The organism is Parabacteroides faecalis, assembly GCF_022809355.1.
In the GTDB taxonomy this organism is placed as follows: domain Bacteria; phylum Bacteroidota; class Bacteroidia; order Bacteroidales; family Tannerellaceae; genus Parabacteroides; species Parabacteroides faecalis.
This window is the reverse complement of the sequence record NZ_JAKZMM010000007.1, coordinates 113,332-128,170: the sequence shown is the minus strand read 5'-3', so window position 1 is coordinate 128,170 and position 14,839 is coordinate 113,332. Positions and strand designations below refer to the sequence as shown.

The window sequence follows — 14,839 nt, the reverse complement described above, 5'->3', positions numbered from 1 at the left end:
TTTTTGCAACACTAAGATAAGTGAAAATTCTGACATGGCAAAATCCTGGGCAACTTTTTGTTGCTCAGGAACTTATAAATAAAGTTAAATTATAGTGTTGCGGAATTAAGGTTGATTAAATTTTCCCGACTTACCCATGACTGCTTATACTCTTTTTCTAAAGGAAAATGTTGCCAAAAAGAAGCATTAGCCAACGCACCATATCCTATTGCATCAGCATCCTTAAAAGCATTATAGGCACTTATAATTTTTGAAAATTCCCATTCAGTAGGAACATCATCATGCATACCTTCTGCATGTTTTGTATATTTAAATGCCCATGATGGAAATCCTCCAATATAACAAAAATCTATTCCTTTATTCTGTTTATATGCAATCAATAACATCTGTTTTAATGTTTCAAGATCTGTACCCACTTTTTGATTTAAATCATCAGTTGCTGGTTCATCGCCCCAAGGTGATAAATCAAAAAAGAATGCTCTCTTACTAACAAAAAAATCATGATTTGTCAATGTGTGATGATTCGGAACTGAACACAATGGCTTTTTTCTCCAATATTGATCTATGTAATATGCTCCGTATTTTGTATTACTTCGTCCTAATTTCATATATTTCTCAATAAACCAAAGATAAGGATCATTTTTTACAGATCCAGAAGACCTTATGTTTAACCCTGGCAAAAAACCTTTTCCAGTAAACATAGAAGTACCATCATTATTTATTAATCTGACAACTTCTTTTAAATTCAAATCAGATTTCTTAATATTTTGATATAAACTATTAGGCGTTGAATCATAACGAACTGCTATAACATCTTCAATTCCAGCAATTTAAGATGCAACATTACTTGTCGATGGAACATCTGAATCATACACAACTAGCCCTTTTATATCTTTTTTGAAATAAGCAAGAACATCCATTAAAGAAGTTAGTTGGATTGTATCTCTTTGGCTTAACCATTCCCCTTCTTTTCTGTATTTATTCCACCAATACTCATCTACACATATCTCCTCCTCCTTCACATATTTAATAAATAATGAAGGTTTATTTCTATTAACTATACCTTGTAATGTTGAAACTAAATGTAATTGATCCCATACCATTTCCACATTATTGATATCAGTCAAATCCTTCTCTAAAAGATATCTCATATCAAATACAACAATAGGAGAAACATTCTTTGTACAAAGAATATTTCCAGCCAAAGCATATTGCGAGATAAAAAAACAAGAAAATAAAATTCTAAAACAATATTTGAAAAGCATATAGATATAACATGTTTAAATATAGAGCAATACCTCAGCAAACTTTATCAGAAGTATTGCTCTTAATATCCTTGATTAAAGCTCAAAGCCCGCTTTTAGTTCTACCTTATCAGAAGAAGGACCAATAAAGATTTCATATTTTCCTTTTGGAGTTATGAACTTGGCCGCATCTACATCCCATAAACGAACATCTTTCAGATTCAATGTCAGATGTATTGTCTTTTTTTGATTTCTCTTGAGAAAGACCCTATCGAAACCTTTCAATTGTTTTATAGGCTTCTCTTTTACAGAATCAGGAAATTTTATATATAGTTGAGCAACTTCCTCCCCATCATAATTTCCTATATTTTCCAAATCAAAAGAAAAATCAATAACACCACCTTGGATATCTTCATTCATTCCCAAATTCGTATAATTAAATTGGGTATAACTTAATCCATAACCAAAAGGATACAAAACGTCTTTCTTAAAATACTGGTAAGTACGTCCTTTTGTTATGTCATAATCATCAAAAGGTGGTAGATCACCTATTGATTTATAATAAGTTAAAGGCAAACGCCCAGCGGGATTATAATCGCCAAATAATACTTCTGCAACGGCACGTCCACCTTGTTCACCTGGATACCATGCATTAATAATACCATGTATATTTTCATCGATCCAGTTAATAGCTAATGAACTCCCAGCAACTAATACTACTATCGTATTTGGATTTAATTTGTACACTGCCTTTATAAAATCTTCCTGATCTTTTGGCAATGAAATATCTTTACGATCCTGACCTTCACGCTCAATGCTTTTATTAATACCTAAAACAGCTATAGTCAAATCACTTGATTCAACAACTTGCTCTGCATTACCATAATATGTTAATATATCTTTATTTTCTTTATCAGGTATTTTCCAATATAATTTAGCTAAGGCTTCACCCCCTGAATCAAAATACTCTGCTACAATCTTATATTTTTGACCTGCCTTAAGTTCTAATTCAACCTGATCAGTCTCGGCTGACCGAGTTCTCCATGAGTCAATTAGTAATTTATCATCTATATATAAACGACAACCATCATCCGTTTTAAAACCTATCGTATACTTTCCTGAAATATTAGGACATAAATCTCCCTGCCATTGTATAGATACAGGAGATTTAGGTAAAAAAGGATCTGGTGCTTGATTCGCAGGCTCAAAATTAACCCAATCATCTATCCGCTCTTTATATGTCCCTTTCAAATCATTTGAAGTAAAATATTTGGCTGTAAGTCCATTAGGAAAATATGACTTATCAATTAGTTCATAACCATCTTGGGAAGAAACCCACGGAGCATAATTTACTTTAACCTTATCACCAACTCTATCTTTGATTCCTTGCAAAATAGAAATTGGTTCTCCTACAGGCGTTCCACTATAATCACCAAACTCACAACTTCCAGCATTAATACCTACAACAGCTATAGATTTCAGTTTCTTTAAATTGATAGGAAGAATATTATTTTCATTTTTCAAAAGAACGATGCTTTGCCTTGCAGCTTCCAATGCCAATGCCTTATGAGATTCAGAACCTATTATTGATGGAGAAATTTTATTATATGGATTATGATTTGGATCATCAAATAAACCTAACCTCATTCTTGCTCGTAATACATGATAAGCAGCTGAGTCTATATCAGCATCAGAAACCATACCTAATTTATAAGCGTTCAATAAAGGTTCTATATAAACGTCATCGCCACATTCCAAATCTAACCCAGCCTTAATAGACAAAGTCGCTGCTGCTTCCTTCGTCTTAACATAATGATGGCCATTCACCAAAAGCCCTGGACCACCACAATCTGATACAACATAGCCATCAAAATTCCAATCTCCACGTAGAACTTTTTGAATTAACCAAGTATTTAATGTACAGGGTACATCATTAATTGCATTATAAGCCGTCATTATAGATTCTGAATTTCCGTCAACTACACATGATTCAAAAGCCGGCAAATAATATTCACGAAGTTGTTTTTCTGATATTTGAGGATTACATTCAAACCGGTTATGTTCTTCGTTATTGGCTGCAAAATGTTTAGGAGTTGAAACAACTTTCAAATAACGTGGATGATTTCCTTGAAGTCCTTTAACAAATTGTTTACCCAAAACTCCCGATAGATAAGGATCTTCACCATAAGTTTCCGGTGTACGTCCCCAACGCGGATCTCTTGCCATATTTACTGTTGGGGACCAAAATGTCAACAAATCACTAAACTGACCTAATTGCTCTTTTCCTAAACATAATTCATTCCAACGAGCTCTCGCTTCGTCCGATATAACAGTAGCAATCTCATAATGTAATTTAGGATTCCACATTGATGCCAAACCAATAGCTTGAGGGAAAACTGTAAAATTACCAGGACGAACTACACCATGTAAGGCCTCATTTCCGTGATAATATTTTTCAATATTCAATCGAGGAATACCAGGTGATGTTGCCCGCAATAAACTTATTTTTTCCTCAACAGTCAGTATAGAAAGTAAATTAACAATTCTATCATGCATGGGAGCATTTTCATTTCTATATAATAAATCCTGAGCACAAACATTTGAATTAAATATAGAAATAATGCATAATACACCTATAAATAGTTTAAGATTCATCATATTTACCTAAATAAGAGGACGTATTGGAGCAATACGCCCTCTAGTTAATAATATCAAATAAGTTAGTTCAATATAATTAAAGTATCTATTTAAATATCAATCATATAGCTATAACTATTTAACTTATAATAACAATTAAACGATTATCTCTATGTTCACAGAGAGTAAAATTACAGAAATATATTGTATAACAGATGAATTTTATTAGGAATTTTTCCATTAACATGAAAGATATATTCTAGAAGATAAAAACGTAAACATTAGAACAAACCATACTCCTAAATGTTGTGTGTATTATAACTATTTTATAGGACGAAGGAGATCTTACGACCTTTAACCTTATTCATTAAGATCTTAACATTGTCTCTACTAACTTTTTTCTCCTTTAACGGCTGATAAAGCATATAATAAAGTTTACGAGTTCCTATACAACTCCAAACGGATACTCTGTATCATTTCTACAACTTTCGTCGCTTTTTATCGACTTCAATTTATATTCCACTTTTAACGGTAATATCTCAGCCTACTTATCTCGAGTAGTAGGCAGATTCCTCTGATACTTATGTGTTTTTCTTCCTTATATTAGATGAGTGCTCGGGATAGAAGTTTTTCGTATGTTAATATTATATTCCTTCTTTGCCATATTTATCATCATATCTAAAAAAACTATTTTTCAGATTTTTCCGCCTTAGTTTCTTTTTTCAACGGGCATTTTTACGTTCCAGCAACCTTATTTATACTCTAGCTCAAGTAGTTCTGATCCTTACTATTTCCCATAGGCGTGTGGAATTTGTTTGATATATCAAAGTTACATATTTTTAGATCCAACTCTTAACTGTATAGCATCCTTGTATCCCATATTTATGCCAAAAGGAACCTAAACTTACTTTTCTTGCTTCGCTCTCTTACACTACTGATAATTTAAAGGACATGCTGTAACTCTTTAGGTACATTTAACGTACTTTGTTTCTGTCTTTTCCATACTGTTACTTTTTTTACATGTAACGCTATTTTAGGACTAGACAAGACTAATAGACAAAAAGAGGGTGTACTTTTTAACAAACCCTCTTTTTAAATCATTCCTAGGCAGGAAATCAGTTGTTATTTATCCCAATAAGGCAAGGTATAAGGATTCCGATATTTATAGTAATAAAGCCGATGATTGGCTGCTTCTACATCATCGCCAAAGCTTAATGTGGCCGGATCCCACTTCACCGGGCGACCCAGCTCATGAGCGATATTATTCAGACAACACATAATATTGGTACTGCAACCTACTTCTACCGGAGCGATTGGATTCCGGCGCGAACGGATACAATTAACAAAATTCTGCATATGAGACACTTCTGCTCCCATCGGCGTATCTTTCACCAGAGAAGGATCTGAACATTCTATGTAACCGCGAGCTACTTTCAGCCAACCCTTTGTTCCTATAAATTTAATACCAAGTTCGTTGGGATTATCTTTCCGGAAGTTTTCTATCACCTGTTCGGTTACGACTATTCCATCCGCATATTTCATCGTACAATATTTCGTTCCGTTATATCCGGCCGGAATATATTCAACAGGACCAGACCCATCCATACCTAATGCGGCTTGTGTGATATCATAATGATGAGCACCCCAATCGCCTGTATAACCATTTCCTGTCTCCCGATAATTACGCCAAACTGCCCACGGACCTTTTTCTTCCATTTCCGGATTATCAATTGGCGGACACATATCCGGATGATAATGCACGTTCGGACTCGTAAGCGGTCCCATCCAGGCATTGAAATTCAAATAAGGAGGAACCGGTACTTCTGGCAAATCAAACGGTTTAGGAGGTTCTCCAATATGAACCTGAACACTTTCTATATGACCAATCGCACCGGCACGCACCAATTCTATTGCCCGTTGGAATTCGCGGTCTGAGCGTTGCTGACTTCCCACTTGTAATACCCGGTCGTTGGCCCGGACAGCACGCACCAAAGCTATACTTTCAGAAATCGTATAAGTCAGCGGTTTCTGCAGATAGACATCTTTAGATGCCTGGCAAGCATGGATGGCAGCCAAAGCATGCCAATGGTCAGGAGTAGCAATAGATACAACATCTATATCTTTCCGATCCAGCATTTCCTCATAAAATTCGTAAGTATCACAACGGGGATTCCAGCCGGTTTTCTTTTGCCACTCGGTAACTCGCTTCATAAAACGCTCTCTTTTCAAGGCATCTACATCACATCCGGCCACCACTTGAACTCCCGGACAATTGGAAGCTGCATAGAAATCACTCATTCCCTGACGGCCCAAACCAATAAAGCCAAAGACGATCCGATCACTCGGTGCATATTTTTGTCCATTAACCGACCAGCTGGGCAGAATCGTAAAGCTAGCCAATCCTAAAGCTGATAAACCTAAAAATTCACGACGGTTCATCTTTTTCGTTTGTTTTTCCATGACATTTTATAATAAAGTTCTACAATAAAGATCTTACTCCAATCTGATTTATTCTTCAGCCAAGACCAAAAATACGGTATTCCTTCCTTATTTCCTAGTCTTTAAAGTCGATTTGCCAGAAAAATCAGAAAACAAGCCAAAAACACATCCGAAGATAATTTCTCACGTAAGAACTGAAGTGAACGGTAAATTTGAGTCTCTACCGTTTTTTCTGATATAGAGAGCCGAGTGGCTATTTCTTTATTTGAAAGATGTTCAAAACGACTCAGACTAAAAATCATTTTCCGGGCTGGAGGCAACTCCTCAATCAATTGTAAGATATAATCACGTAAAGAATTGGCTTCCATCTGTTTTTCCAATGCAGAATCATCATCAACCGAAGAGGAAGAAATAACATCCGATGCCTGTTCAAAAATCAATTTTTTCTCTGTTTCCTTATAAACCAAATGTCGAGCAATCGTAAAAAGGTAAGCATTGATGCCTTGTTCAGGATCTATCCGCTCATGAGTTTCCCATATTTTCAAAAAAACAGTCTGTGTAATATCTTCTGCCAATGATTTATCGTATAAGATAGAAAGGACAAAATTGTATATATGGGAGTTGTATTGCCAGAATAAGGATTCAAAAGCACTTTCGTCTCCTTTTTTCAAACGTTCCAGTATTTTCTTATCAACTTCCATAGTTCTAATTACTTAAAGTCCTTAATAAGCAACAAAGTTCTTTTGGGACTTAATTGTATTTTTCATTTTTAAATCGGTTATTTTTTTAGAAAATGTTCAATATTTGGTAAAGATATACAGAATTTTCTATTTATCATTAAATTCCCAATATTATTTCAACTCCATATATTTCCTTTCATTCGGGCGTAAATGGCTTTTCAATAGTTCCAAAAGGACTAATATAGAAAACAAAATAAACGAGAATCGTTTTCAAAATTTATTAGATTCAAAAACGATTCTCGTTTATTTTGAGAAGAGACAATTCCCTCTCTTCTTTTTTATATCGTAAAGATTATCAACAAGCTTTAAAGCTCATATCCAAACCTTTTACAGAATGAGTCAAAGCTCCTACCGAAATAAAATCAACTCCACACTCAGCGTACTGACGCAAAGTATCAAAAGTGATTCCTCCGGATGATTCGATTTCAAAACGTCCACCGATCATTTCTACAGCTTTCTTCGTATTTTCAGGTGTAAAGTTATCCAGCATGATACGATCAACACCTCCAATTTTCAATACTTGCTGAATTTCATCAAAATTACGGACTTCAATTTCAATCTTCAAATCCTTATGTTTTTCTTTCAGATACTCATGGCAACGAGTGATAGCAGCTTCAATGCCACCGGCAAAGTCAACATGATTATCCTTCAACAAGATCATATCAAACAAACCAATCCGATGGTTTACACCACCACCGATACGAACGGCTTCTTTCTCAATCATACGAAGTCCCGGCGTTGTCTTACGCGTATCCAACACACGTGTTTTTGTTCCTTCCAATGCTTTCACATATTTGCGAGTTGTTGTTGCAATACCACTCATACGTTGCATAACATTTAGCATCAGACGCTCGGTTTGCAGTAATGATTGTACCTTACCTTCTACTACAAAGGCAATGTCACCTTTCTTCACTTCCGTACCATCCTGAATGAAAGTCGTCATTTTCAGTTCCGGATCAAATGTATGGAAAATCAGACGGGCCATTTCTACTCCTGCCAAAACACCATCTTCTTTCACGATTAACTGGCTTTTTCCCATTTCCGTAGCCGGAATACAACACAAGGTTGTATGATCGCCGTCACCGATATCTTCGGCAAATGCCAAACGGATCAATTCGGCAATAAGCTGTTCTTTTGTTTCTTTTACGTTCATCTTCTGAAATTATTCTATTCTGATTGATTGTATTACTACCTTATCTCCTTCTACTTTATACGTCACATTAACCCGATAAGATTTATTACCAGCCGTCAGTTTAGCCACCAAAAAACCACTGTCTTTTTTATCCGCATGGTGTAACAAAGAAAAAGCAGAAGGCTTGTTTGAACTAAAAAAGCCATTCAACATCGAAACAGCTTCTTGCGCATTGCAAATCTTTGATTTATCGGCAAGAGCCATATCGACAGATTTATCCATACATGTCTGTAAATTCGTAGCATTTCCCGTTTTTAACGCTGTTGTAATAACTGTAATGTCTGCTGCTTGTACACTAATTGCCGCTACGACCAAGGCAATCAATAGTAAGAATCGTTTCATCACTGATCTTTTTTGTGAATACTGGTGACAAAGATAAGAATTTTCCCTAACTTCGTCTTTGCAAATATAGAAATATAAAATCAAATGAAAATTAGTTTAGTTGTCATTGGGAAAACGGACGCTAATTACTTTTCCGAAGCTATCCGGGAATACCAAAACAGGCTGGTCCATTATATTCCTTTTGAAATGCAGGTTATCCCTGACATCAAGAATGCCAAGAACTTGTCGGAAAGCCAGCAAAAGGAAAAAGAAGGCGAACTGATTCTGAAATCCCTGCAAGCCGGAGATTACGTGGTATTGCTTGATGAAAAAGGGAAAGAATTTACATCGATGCAGTTTGCTTCCTACCTAGAAAAGAAAATGCACACGGTTTCCCGCAGGCTGGTATTCGTTATCGGCGGTCCGTATGGATTCAGCGAAGCTGTTTATCAGGCAGCATCTGAAAAAGTCTCACTCAGCAAGATGACTTTCTCGCATCAGATGATTCGCCTTATCTTCGTCGAACAAATCTATCGGGCCATGACTATATTGAATAATGAGCCTTATCATCATGAATAATTTTGTATAAATAGATCAGATATGAAAATAGTAGTTTTAGATGGCAGAACACTCAACAAAGGAGATTTATCCTGGGATGGCTTGCAGGCATTAGGTGAGTGTCATATCTACGAAAACACGCAAGAAGATGAAGTAACCGAACGTTGTCAAGGTGCAGAAATTGTACTGACCAATAAAGTTCGTATCCTGAAAAAGGAAATGGACGCACTTCCTGCATTGAAATATATTGGTGTTTTGGCAACAGGTTACAATGTAGTTGATATTGAAGAAGCGAAAAAACGTGGAATCATTGTTACGAACATTCCGGCGTACAGTACAGATTCGGTCGTTCAAATGGTATTTGCCCACATCCTCAATATTGCGAATCAAGTAGAACATTATACGCAAGAAATCAGAAAGGGGAAATGGACTCAGAATCCGGATTTCTGCTATTGGAATACCAAACTGTTTGAACTAGCCGGTAAAAAGTTGGGGATTGTCGGACTCGGACATATCGGTATGTCGGTAGCTCACGTAGCTCATGCGTTTGGAATGCAAGTACTGGCACTTACTTCCAAGTCTAAAGATCAGTTGGAAGATTATATCACTCCAGTTGATAAAGAAACCTTGTTCCGCGAAAGTGATATATTAACGCTCCATTGCCCGCTCACAGCCGATACTCATCATTTCGTCAACAAAGAAATGCTTTCGCTCATGAAACCTTCAGCTATCTTGATCAATACAGGCAGAGGACCTTTGATTGACGAACAAGCCGTAGTAGAAGCGCTCAACAACCGGACCTTATTTGCAGCCGGTATTGATGTAATGTCATCTGAACCGCCACTAGCCGACAATCCGCTTCTGACGGCAACCCAATGTTATATCACTCCCCATATTGCCTGGGCTACTTATGAAGCACGCGTACGTCTGATGCAGATCGCTATTCAAAACATACGCTCTTTCCAAGAAGGACACATTATTAATAATGTAGCTATCTGAAAAGGATAAAAATATGACAAGGCCTGGCAGAAAACTGCCAAAGCCTTGTCCCTTACAATTCACACACTCTCTTTTACGGATATTTTCCTCTTGTCATAATAGCATATTGTCATTTCTCCTTTAGCCGGCAGGTCGTTATCCTGTGTCTCTGAAACAACCATTCGGCGAAGAGTCAAAACATAATCTCCTTTTGGTACATTCGAAAACGTAACTTCTCTTCCGTCATCAGATATACTACCATAATAAATGGCATAACCATCCTTATCTGTTTCCAATGTAACCTCAAGCTTTTCACCCGCTTTCAAATCTTCCCCATTCCACTTCCAGGCAACATCATTTTGAATAAAGGCCAAATCTGCAGGTATAGAAACCGGAAGAACAGCCGATCTTAACGCCGTATTCTTATATTGTTTATTCTTAGCCCGCTGGAAAGTAAAATCTACCTGATCCACTTTGCCCAACTTCAATGAATAACTATAATCCACCGGAGCCTGATCATTGACATAATGATAGTTCATAGACTTATCATTCACTGTAATCTGTTGTTCACCTGTCAGCTTCAGTTCATTAAAAGCCTTATCCTCATCTTTTACAAAACGAGCATAAACCCATGTGTCTTGCGTATTAGAAAAATCAACTCTGTACTTCTGGAAGATAACATCAGTAGCCTTTAAATTTTCTGACATTTCTTCTGTACAAGAAAATAAACAACAGCACATAACTAATACGAATACACAACTCACTATATATCCACTTCTCTTCATCCAATAATTTACACGTTTCATAAATCAACTTATTAAATTCCATATAAGTTCCGCTACCAGTAATTACCCGTCGAGATTTCCAAGGAAACGTCAGGCACGAGTACATACTTTTCATTTTATTTATTGTAGGCAAGGCAGCCGGCATTCGCCTGACCTAACAATTAACGGAACAACAAAACTAAACTAAACAATCTTATTCACCTTAAAAACTGAACCAAACACATAAAATAAGAGGGAAATACAGTAAGATATCATCCCACAACCTAGTACCGGAATCTAACCATTCACAGTAAACTTGATATCTCACTGTTTTTCGAATGCAAAGATAGCTGCCTTAACTCAGTAAAGCACAAAATTCCAATGTACATGACGAAATCAATAAACACATATAATTCAGTACATTACAATAAAACCTCAGATAGACATGATGTACAACACTACTTTTATCTCGTATTTAAACAACTCTTTTACCTTGTTTATCACAGATTTTATATATTTGCATTATGAGAAAAGGACTTCATAAAACTTATCGAAAAGGACAACAATATCCTAATATTTGTCAGGTCATATTAGCATTCCTGCTACTTCTATTACCTGCTTGCCATCGTGATAAAACAAATTCTATGTTATCCGATCTGGAAAAAATGCAGAATCAACCGGATTCTGTCCTTTCGTCCTTACAACAAATTGATACTACTCAATTAAATGTTGGAGATAAAGCATTATACTTCTATCTCTATTATACCAGCTTAGCCCTTCAGAACAAACTGCCGGAAAGTAACACTTCCCTAGAAAAGGCTCGAGTTTACTTTGAAGCCCAAAATGACTCCAGTAAACTATGCCGGATTTATTACCTGAAAGGAAAAATCAATCATCAGCATTACTATTTAATCAAAGCACAAGATGATTATGAAACAGCTATTCAATATATAACACCCGAAACAGATTACCGATTACTTATTGATTTAAAGATAAGCATGAGTAATCTGTACCATTTTTATCGTATTTATGATAGAGAAGAACAATTATTAGAACAAGCCTGCCAATTAGCTATTCAACACAAAGACTCCAAGCTAATTACAAGATTATGCCTATTGAAAAGCAATCTGATGAAAGAACAAAAGCTCTACCAAGAAGCGTTAAGTTACTTACATGATGCCCAGAACTATGCAGAAACATCAGATACTACTCAAATAGCTCAAATATATAGCGAATCCGGTATCGTTCACTTACTTTTATTACAGACTGATTCGGCCTATCATTACTTGAATCTGGCAGCACAAACAGATAAGCAGAATCCTTTATACCGCCTTCAAAGTGCAGGTCTGGATGCTTATATTCACCAAAAAGAGCATGCCATCGATTATTTTTGGAAAGTGATCGAAATGCTTCCTTTGGATAAAAGAATTCTTGCTTATCGCTATGCGGCTGAAGAAATGAAAAAACAAGGGAAAATGAATGAATCCCGGAAATTTCTGGAAGAACATATCCGACTGCGCGATTCTACTTACTACGGAAGAAAAGAAGAGCTACTGGAAAGAATGCAAAACCTGCGAGAATACAAAAAGCAACAAGAACGGATTCTTCAAGTTGAAAAGAACTTATCAGACAAAGAAGTTCTTTTACACCGGGTTGTTGCCTTTTTTGCCATCATCATCTTAGCATCCTTTTTGTTTTATTATCGTATCAAACAAAACAAAAACAAGCTGAAGATCCAACTACTTCGTACCGAACAAGAAAGAAACCAAAGTGATCTCAAAAGGAAAGAAGCCGAAATTCAATACTTGAAAGAGAAAGAAGAAAAGGAAACCATAGCTCTTGCCCGATTGAATCAGCGATTGGAATATTTCAAGCAACTGAACGAGATTACTATTCCTATTTTAATGCAAAACAGGAACAAAGCTGGAGCCTTGCATTTACAGGAAAACGACTGGACAATTATCCGCAACAATACCAACGCTTGCTTTGATCATTTTACAGAAAGATTGAAAAAGCTCTATCCGCAACTCACGGAAGAAGAAATAAATTTCTGCTGCCTCGTAAAGATGGAACTGCCCTTGTCTGTTTTGGCAGAAATTTACCATATAGCCAAAGGCAGCATCTCGCGCAAGAAAATGAGATTGAAAGAAAAGATCGGAATAGAGAATATGAGTTTCGATGAGTTCATAGCCTCTTTATAAGAGAAAAAGGAGAGTCTGTTAGGATTATTACATACAGACTCTCCTCTTATTAAGATTGATAAAACGATTATCTTTCCATCACTCTGGCTTGTTGCATCAACCAATAATCCAACAGGGTCATAGCCGCCATCGCTTCCACGATAGGAACAGCACGAGGCAATACACACGGATCATGTCTTCCTCGAGCTTTCAGAATTGTATCGTTGCCTTCCATATCGACTGTTTCTTGTTCCATCAATAAGGTTGCTACCGATTTAAAAGCGACCCGGAAATAAATAGGCTGACCATTGGAAATACCGCCTTGAATACCTCCCGAATGATTCGTTCGGACATTGATTTTTCCATGGTCATTAAAGAAACGGTCATTCCGTTCTGAACCTTGGAATCCCGCAGCAGCAAAACCATCACCATACTCAAAACCTTTGACGGCATTGATTGAAAGCATCGCATTACCTAATGCAGCGTGCAACTTACCAAAAACAGGTTCCCCCAATCCAACTGGCACTCCTGTGATGACTCCGGAAATAATACCTCCGATTGTATCTCCCTGACTTTTTACTTTAGCTATCAGTTCTTCCATTTCGATAGCTTTATCAGGATCAGGACAACGGACCGGATTCTCTTCTATCCGATTCAAATCATAAGCTTCCCAAGGTTTATCCAAACAGATATTTCCTACTTGAGAAGTATAAGCTTTGATATCGATCCCTTGCTTTGCCAAGATTTGACGGGCAATCGCACCAGCCACACAGCGTGAAATCGTCTCTCGAGCCGACGAACGGCCTCCGCCTCTTGGATCACGGATGCCATACTTCATTTGATATGTATAATCGGCATGCGACGGACGATACACCTGTTTCATATTATCGTAATCAGCCGAATGCTGATTCTTGTTCCAAACAATAAATCCAATTGGTGTTCCGGTTGTCTTTCCCTCGTAAATACCCGAAAGGAACTGAACTTCGTCATCTTCCTTTCTTGGAGTTGTAATCCGGGACTGTCCGGGTTTTCTTCGGTTCAGTTCTTTCTGGATTGCTTCCATATCCAGTTCGAAACCCGACGGACAACCATCAATCACGCCACCGATTCCAGGGCCATGCGACTCACCAAAAGAAGTAAGTCTGAATATATTCCCAAATGTATTCATAAAACCCGAACCTGGATGATACGATTTATTTAATGACAACCGCTGCAACCACAGCCATCGCCGTGTTCATGATCACCACAACCGCCTCCGCAGCTGTCGCAACCGCAGCCACAACCTCCTGCCGGAGCTGTCATTGCTGCTATTTCTTCAGCTGTAGGTTCATGTACGTCGATTACTTCACCTTTGAAATGCAAAGTCTCTCCTGCCAACGGATGATTGAAATCCATGACAACTACATCATCGCGGACTTCCAATACCGACCCATTCATCCGGTTACCGTTTGAATCCATCATCGGGACTGTATTTCCTTCCTGAATCATCTCTGAGTCAAACTTACCATCTACTTCAAAGATATTCTTCGGCAAATCCAACACATAGTCTTCGTTGTATTCGCCATAAGCGTTTTCCGGAGTAATCGTAAAGTCGAAAGCGGCTCCCGATTCCAATCCCATCAAAGCATCTTCAAATGCCTGGATCATGGATCCTGTTCCATAAATAAACTTCAATGGAACTTCGCGTGTCGCTTTTTCCATCAATTCACGTTCTTCTCCTTCACCAACATACAGGTCGTAGGTTACTGCAACGAATTTGTTTGCTGAAATTTTCATCTGTCTATTT

General features: G+C 37.1%; 13 protein-coding genes. 3 read left to right on the top strand and 10 right to left on the bottom strand.

Features of this window, described 5'->3' with window-relative positions; genetic code table 11:
- Positions 1 to 89: 89 nt before the first annotated feature.
- The 7 genes from MUN53_RS18390 to MUN53_RS04295 all read right to left on the bottom strand — a co-directional run bounded on the left by MUN53_RS18390 (position 90) and on the right by MUN53_RS04295 (position 8,594).
- Positions 90 to 749, bottom strand: a complete 660-nt coding sequence (locus MUN53_RS18390; RefSeq protein WP_394803036.1) for a hypothetical protein — start codon at positions 747 to 749, stop codon at positions 90 to 92.
- An 81-nt stretch (positions 750 to 830) separates the two neighbouring features.
- On the bottom strand, positions 831 to 1,205 hold the full coding sequence (locus MUN53_RS18385; RefSeq protein WP_394803035.1) for a GxGYxYP domain-containing protein: 375 nt from the start codon (positions 1,203 to 1,205) through the stop codon (positions 831 to 833).
- A gap of 135 nt (positions 1,206 to 1,340) precedes the next feature.
- Entirely contained in the window at positions 1,341 to 3,902 is a 2,562-nt protein-coding gene (locus tag MUN53_RS04315) for a glycoside hydrolase family 3 C-terminal domain-containing protein (RefSeq protein WP_243323557.1), read from the bottom strand.
- Positions 3,903 to 5,003: 1,101 nt separating this feature from the next.
- Complete coding sequence (locus MUN53_RS04310; RefSeq protein WP_243323556.1) at positions 5,004 to 6,341, bottom strand: Gfo/Idh/MocA family protein; 1,338 nt, start codon at positions 6,339 to 6,341, stop codon at positions 5,004 to 5,006.
- Positions 6,342 to 6,442: 101 nt separating this feature from the next.
- Positions 6,443 to 7,021 carry an RNA polymerase sigma factor gene (locus MUN53_RS04305; RefSeq protein ID WP_243323555.1) on the bottom strand — a complete coding sequence of 193 codons (579 nt, stop codon included), beginning with the start codon at positions 7,019 to 7,021 and terminating at the stop codon, positions 6,443 to 6,445.
- A 334-nt stretch (positions 7,022 to 7,355) separates the two neighbouring features.
- Positions 7,356 to 8,213, bottom strand: a complete 858-nt coding sequence (gene nadC / locus MUN53_RS04300) for a carboxylating nicotinate-nucleotide diphosphorylase (protein ID WP_022456270.1) — start codon at positions 8,211 to 8,213, stop codon at positions 7,356 to 7,358.
- 9 nt (positions 8,214 to 8,222) lie between these two features.
- A complete protein-coding gene (locus tag MUN53_RS04295) occupies positions 8,223 to 8,594 on the bottom strand; it encodes a DUF4783 domain-containing protein (protein WP_243323554.1) in 372 nt (123 codons plus the stop codon).
- An 84-nt stretch (positions 8,595 to 8,678) separates the two neighbouring features.
- On the opposite strand from MUN53_RS04295, the gene rlmH reads away from it, so the two are divergent.
- On the top strand, positions 8,679 to 9,152 hold the full coding sequence (gene rlmH / locus MUN53_RS04290) for a 23S rRNA (pseudouridine(1915)-N(3))-methyltransferase RlmH (RefSeq protein WP_243323552.1): 474 nt from the start codon (positions 8,679 to 8,681) through the stop codon (positions 9,150 to 9,152).
- Positions 9,153 to 9,173: 21 nt separating this feature from the next.
- Entirely contained in the window at positions 9,174 to 10,130 is a 957-nt protein-coding gene (locus MUN53_RS04285) for a D-2-hydroxyacid dehydrogenase (protein WP_243323551.1), read from the top strand.
- A 59-nt stretch (positions 10,131 to 10,189) separates the two neighbouring features.
- Here the strand turns inward: MUN53_RS04285 and MUN53_RS04280 are convergent, their stop codons facing one another.
- Positions 10,190 to 10,816, bottom strand: coding sequence for a hypothetical protein (locus tag MUN53_RS04280; RefSeq protein WP_243323550.1), 627 nt, complete (start codon positions 10,814 to 10,816; stop codon positions 10,190 to 10,192).
- A gap of 581 nt (positions 10,817 to 11,397) precedes the next feature.
- Here MUN53_RS04280 and MUN53_RS04275 point away from each other — a divergent pair.
- Positions 11,398 to 13,074: a tetratricopeptide repeat protein gene (locus MUN53_RS04275; protein WP_243323549.1), complete on the top strand. Its 1,677-nt coding sequence runs from the start codon at positions 11,398 to 11,400 to the stop codon at positions 13,072 to 13,074.
- 67 nt (positions 13,075 to 13,141) lie between these two features.
- On the opposite strand, the gene aroC is transcribed toward MUN53_RS04275, so the two are convergent.
- Both aroC and MUN53_RS04265 read right to left on the bottom strand, forming a co-directional pair.
- On the bottom strand, positions 13,142 to 14,221 hold the full coding sequence (aroC, locus tag MUN53_RS04270; protein ID WP_243323548.1) for a chorismate synthase: 1,080 nt from the start codon (positions 14,219 to 14,221) through the stop codon (positions 13,142 to 13,144).
- A gap of 29 nt (positions 14,222 to 14,250) precedes the next feature.
- Positions 14,251 to 14,829, bottom strand: a complete 579-nt coding sequence (locus tag MUN53_RS04265) for an FKBP-type peptidyl-prolyl cis-trans isomerase (RefSeq protein ID WP_022456263.1) — start codon at positions 14,827 to 14,829, stop codon at positions 14,251 to 14,253.
- Positions 14,830 to 14,839: the final 10 nt, after the last annotated feature.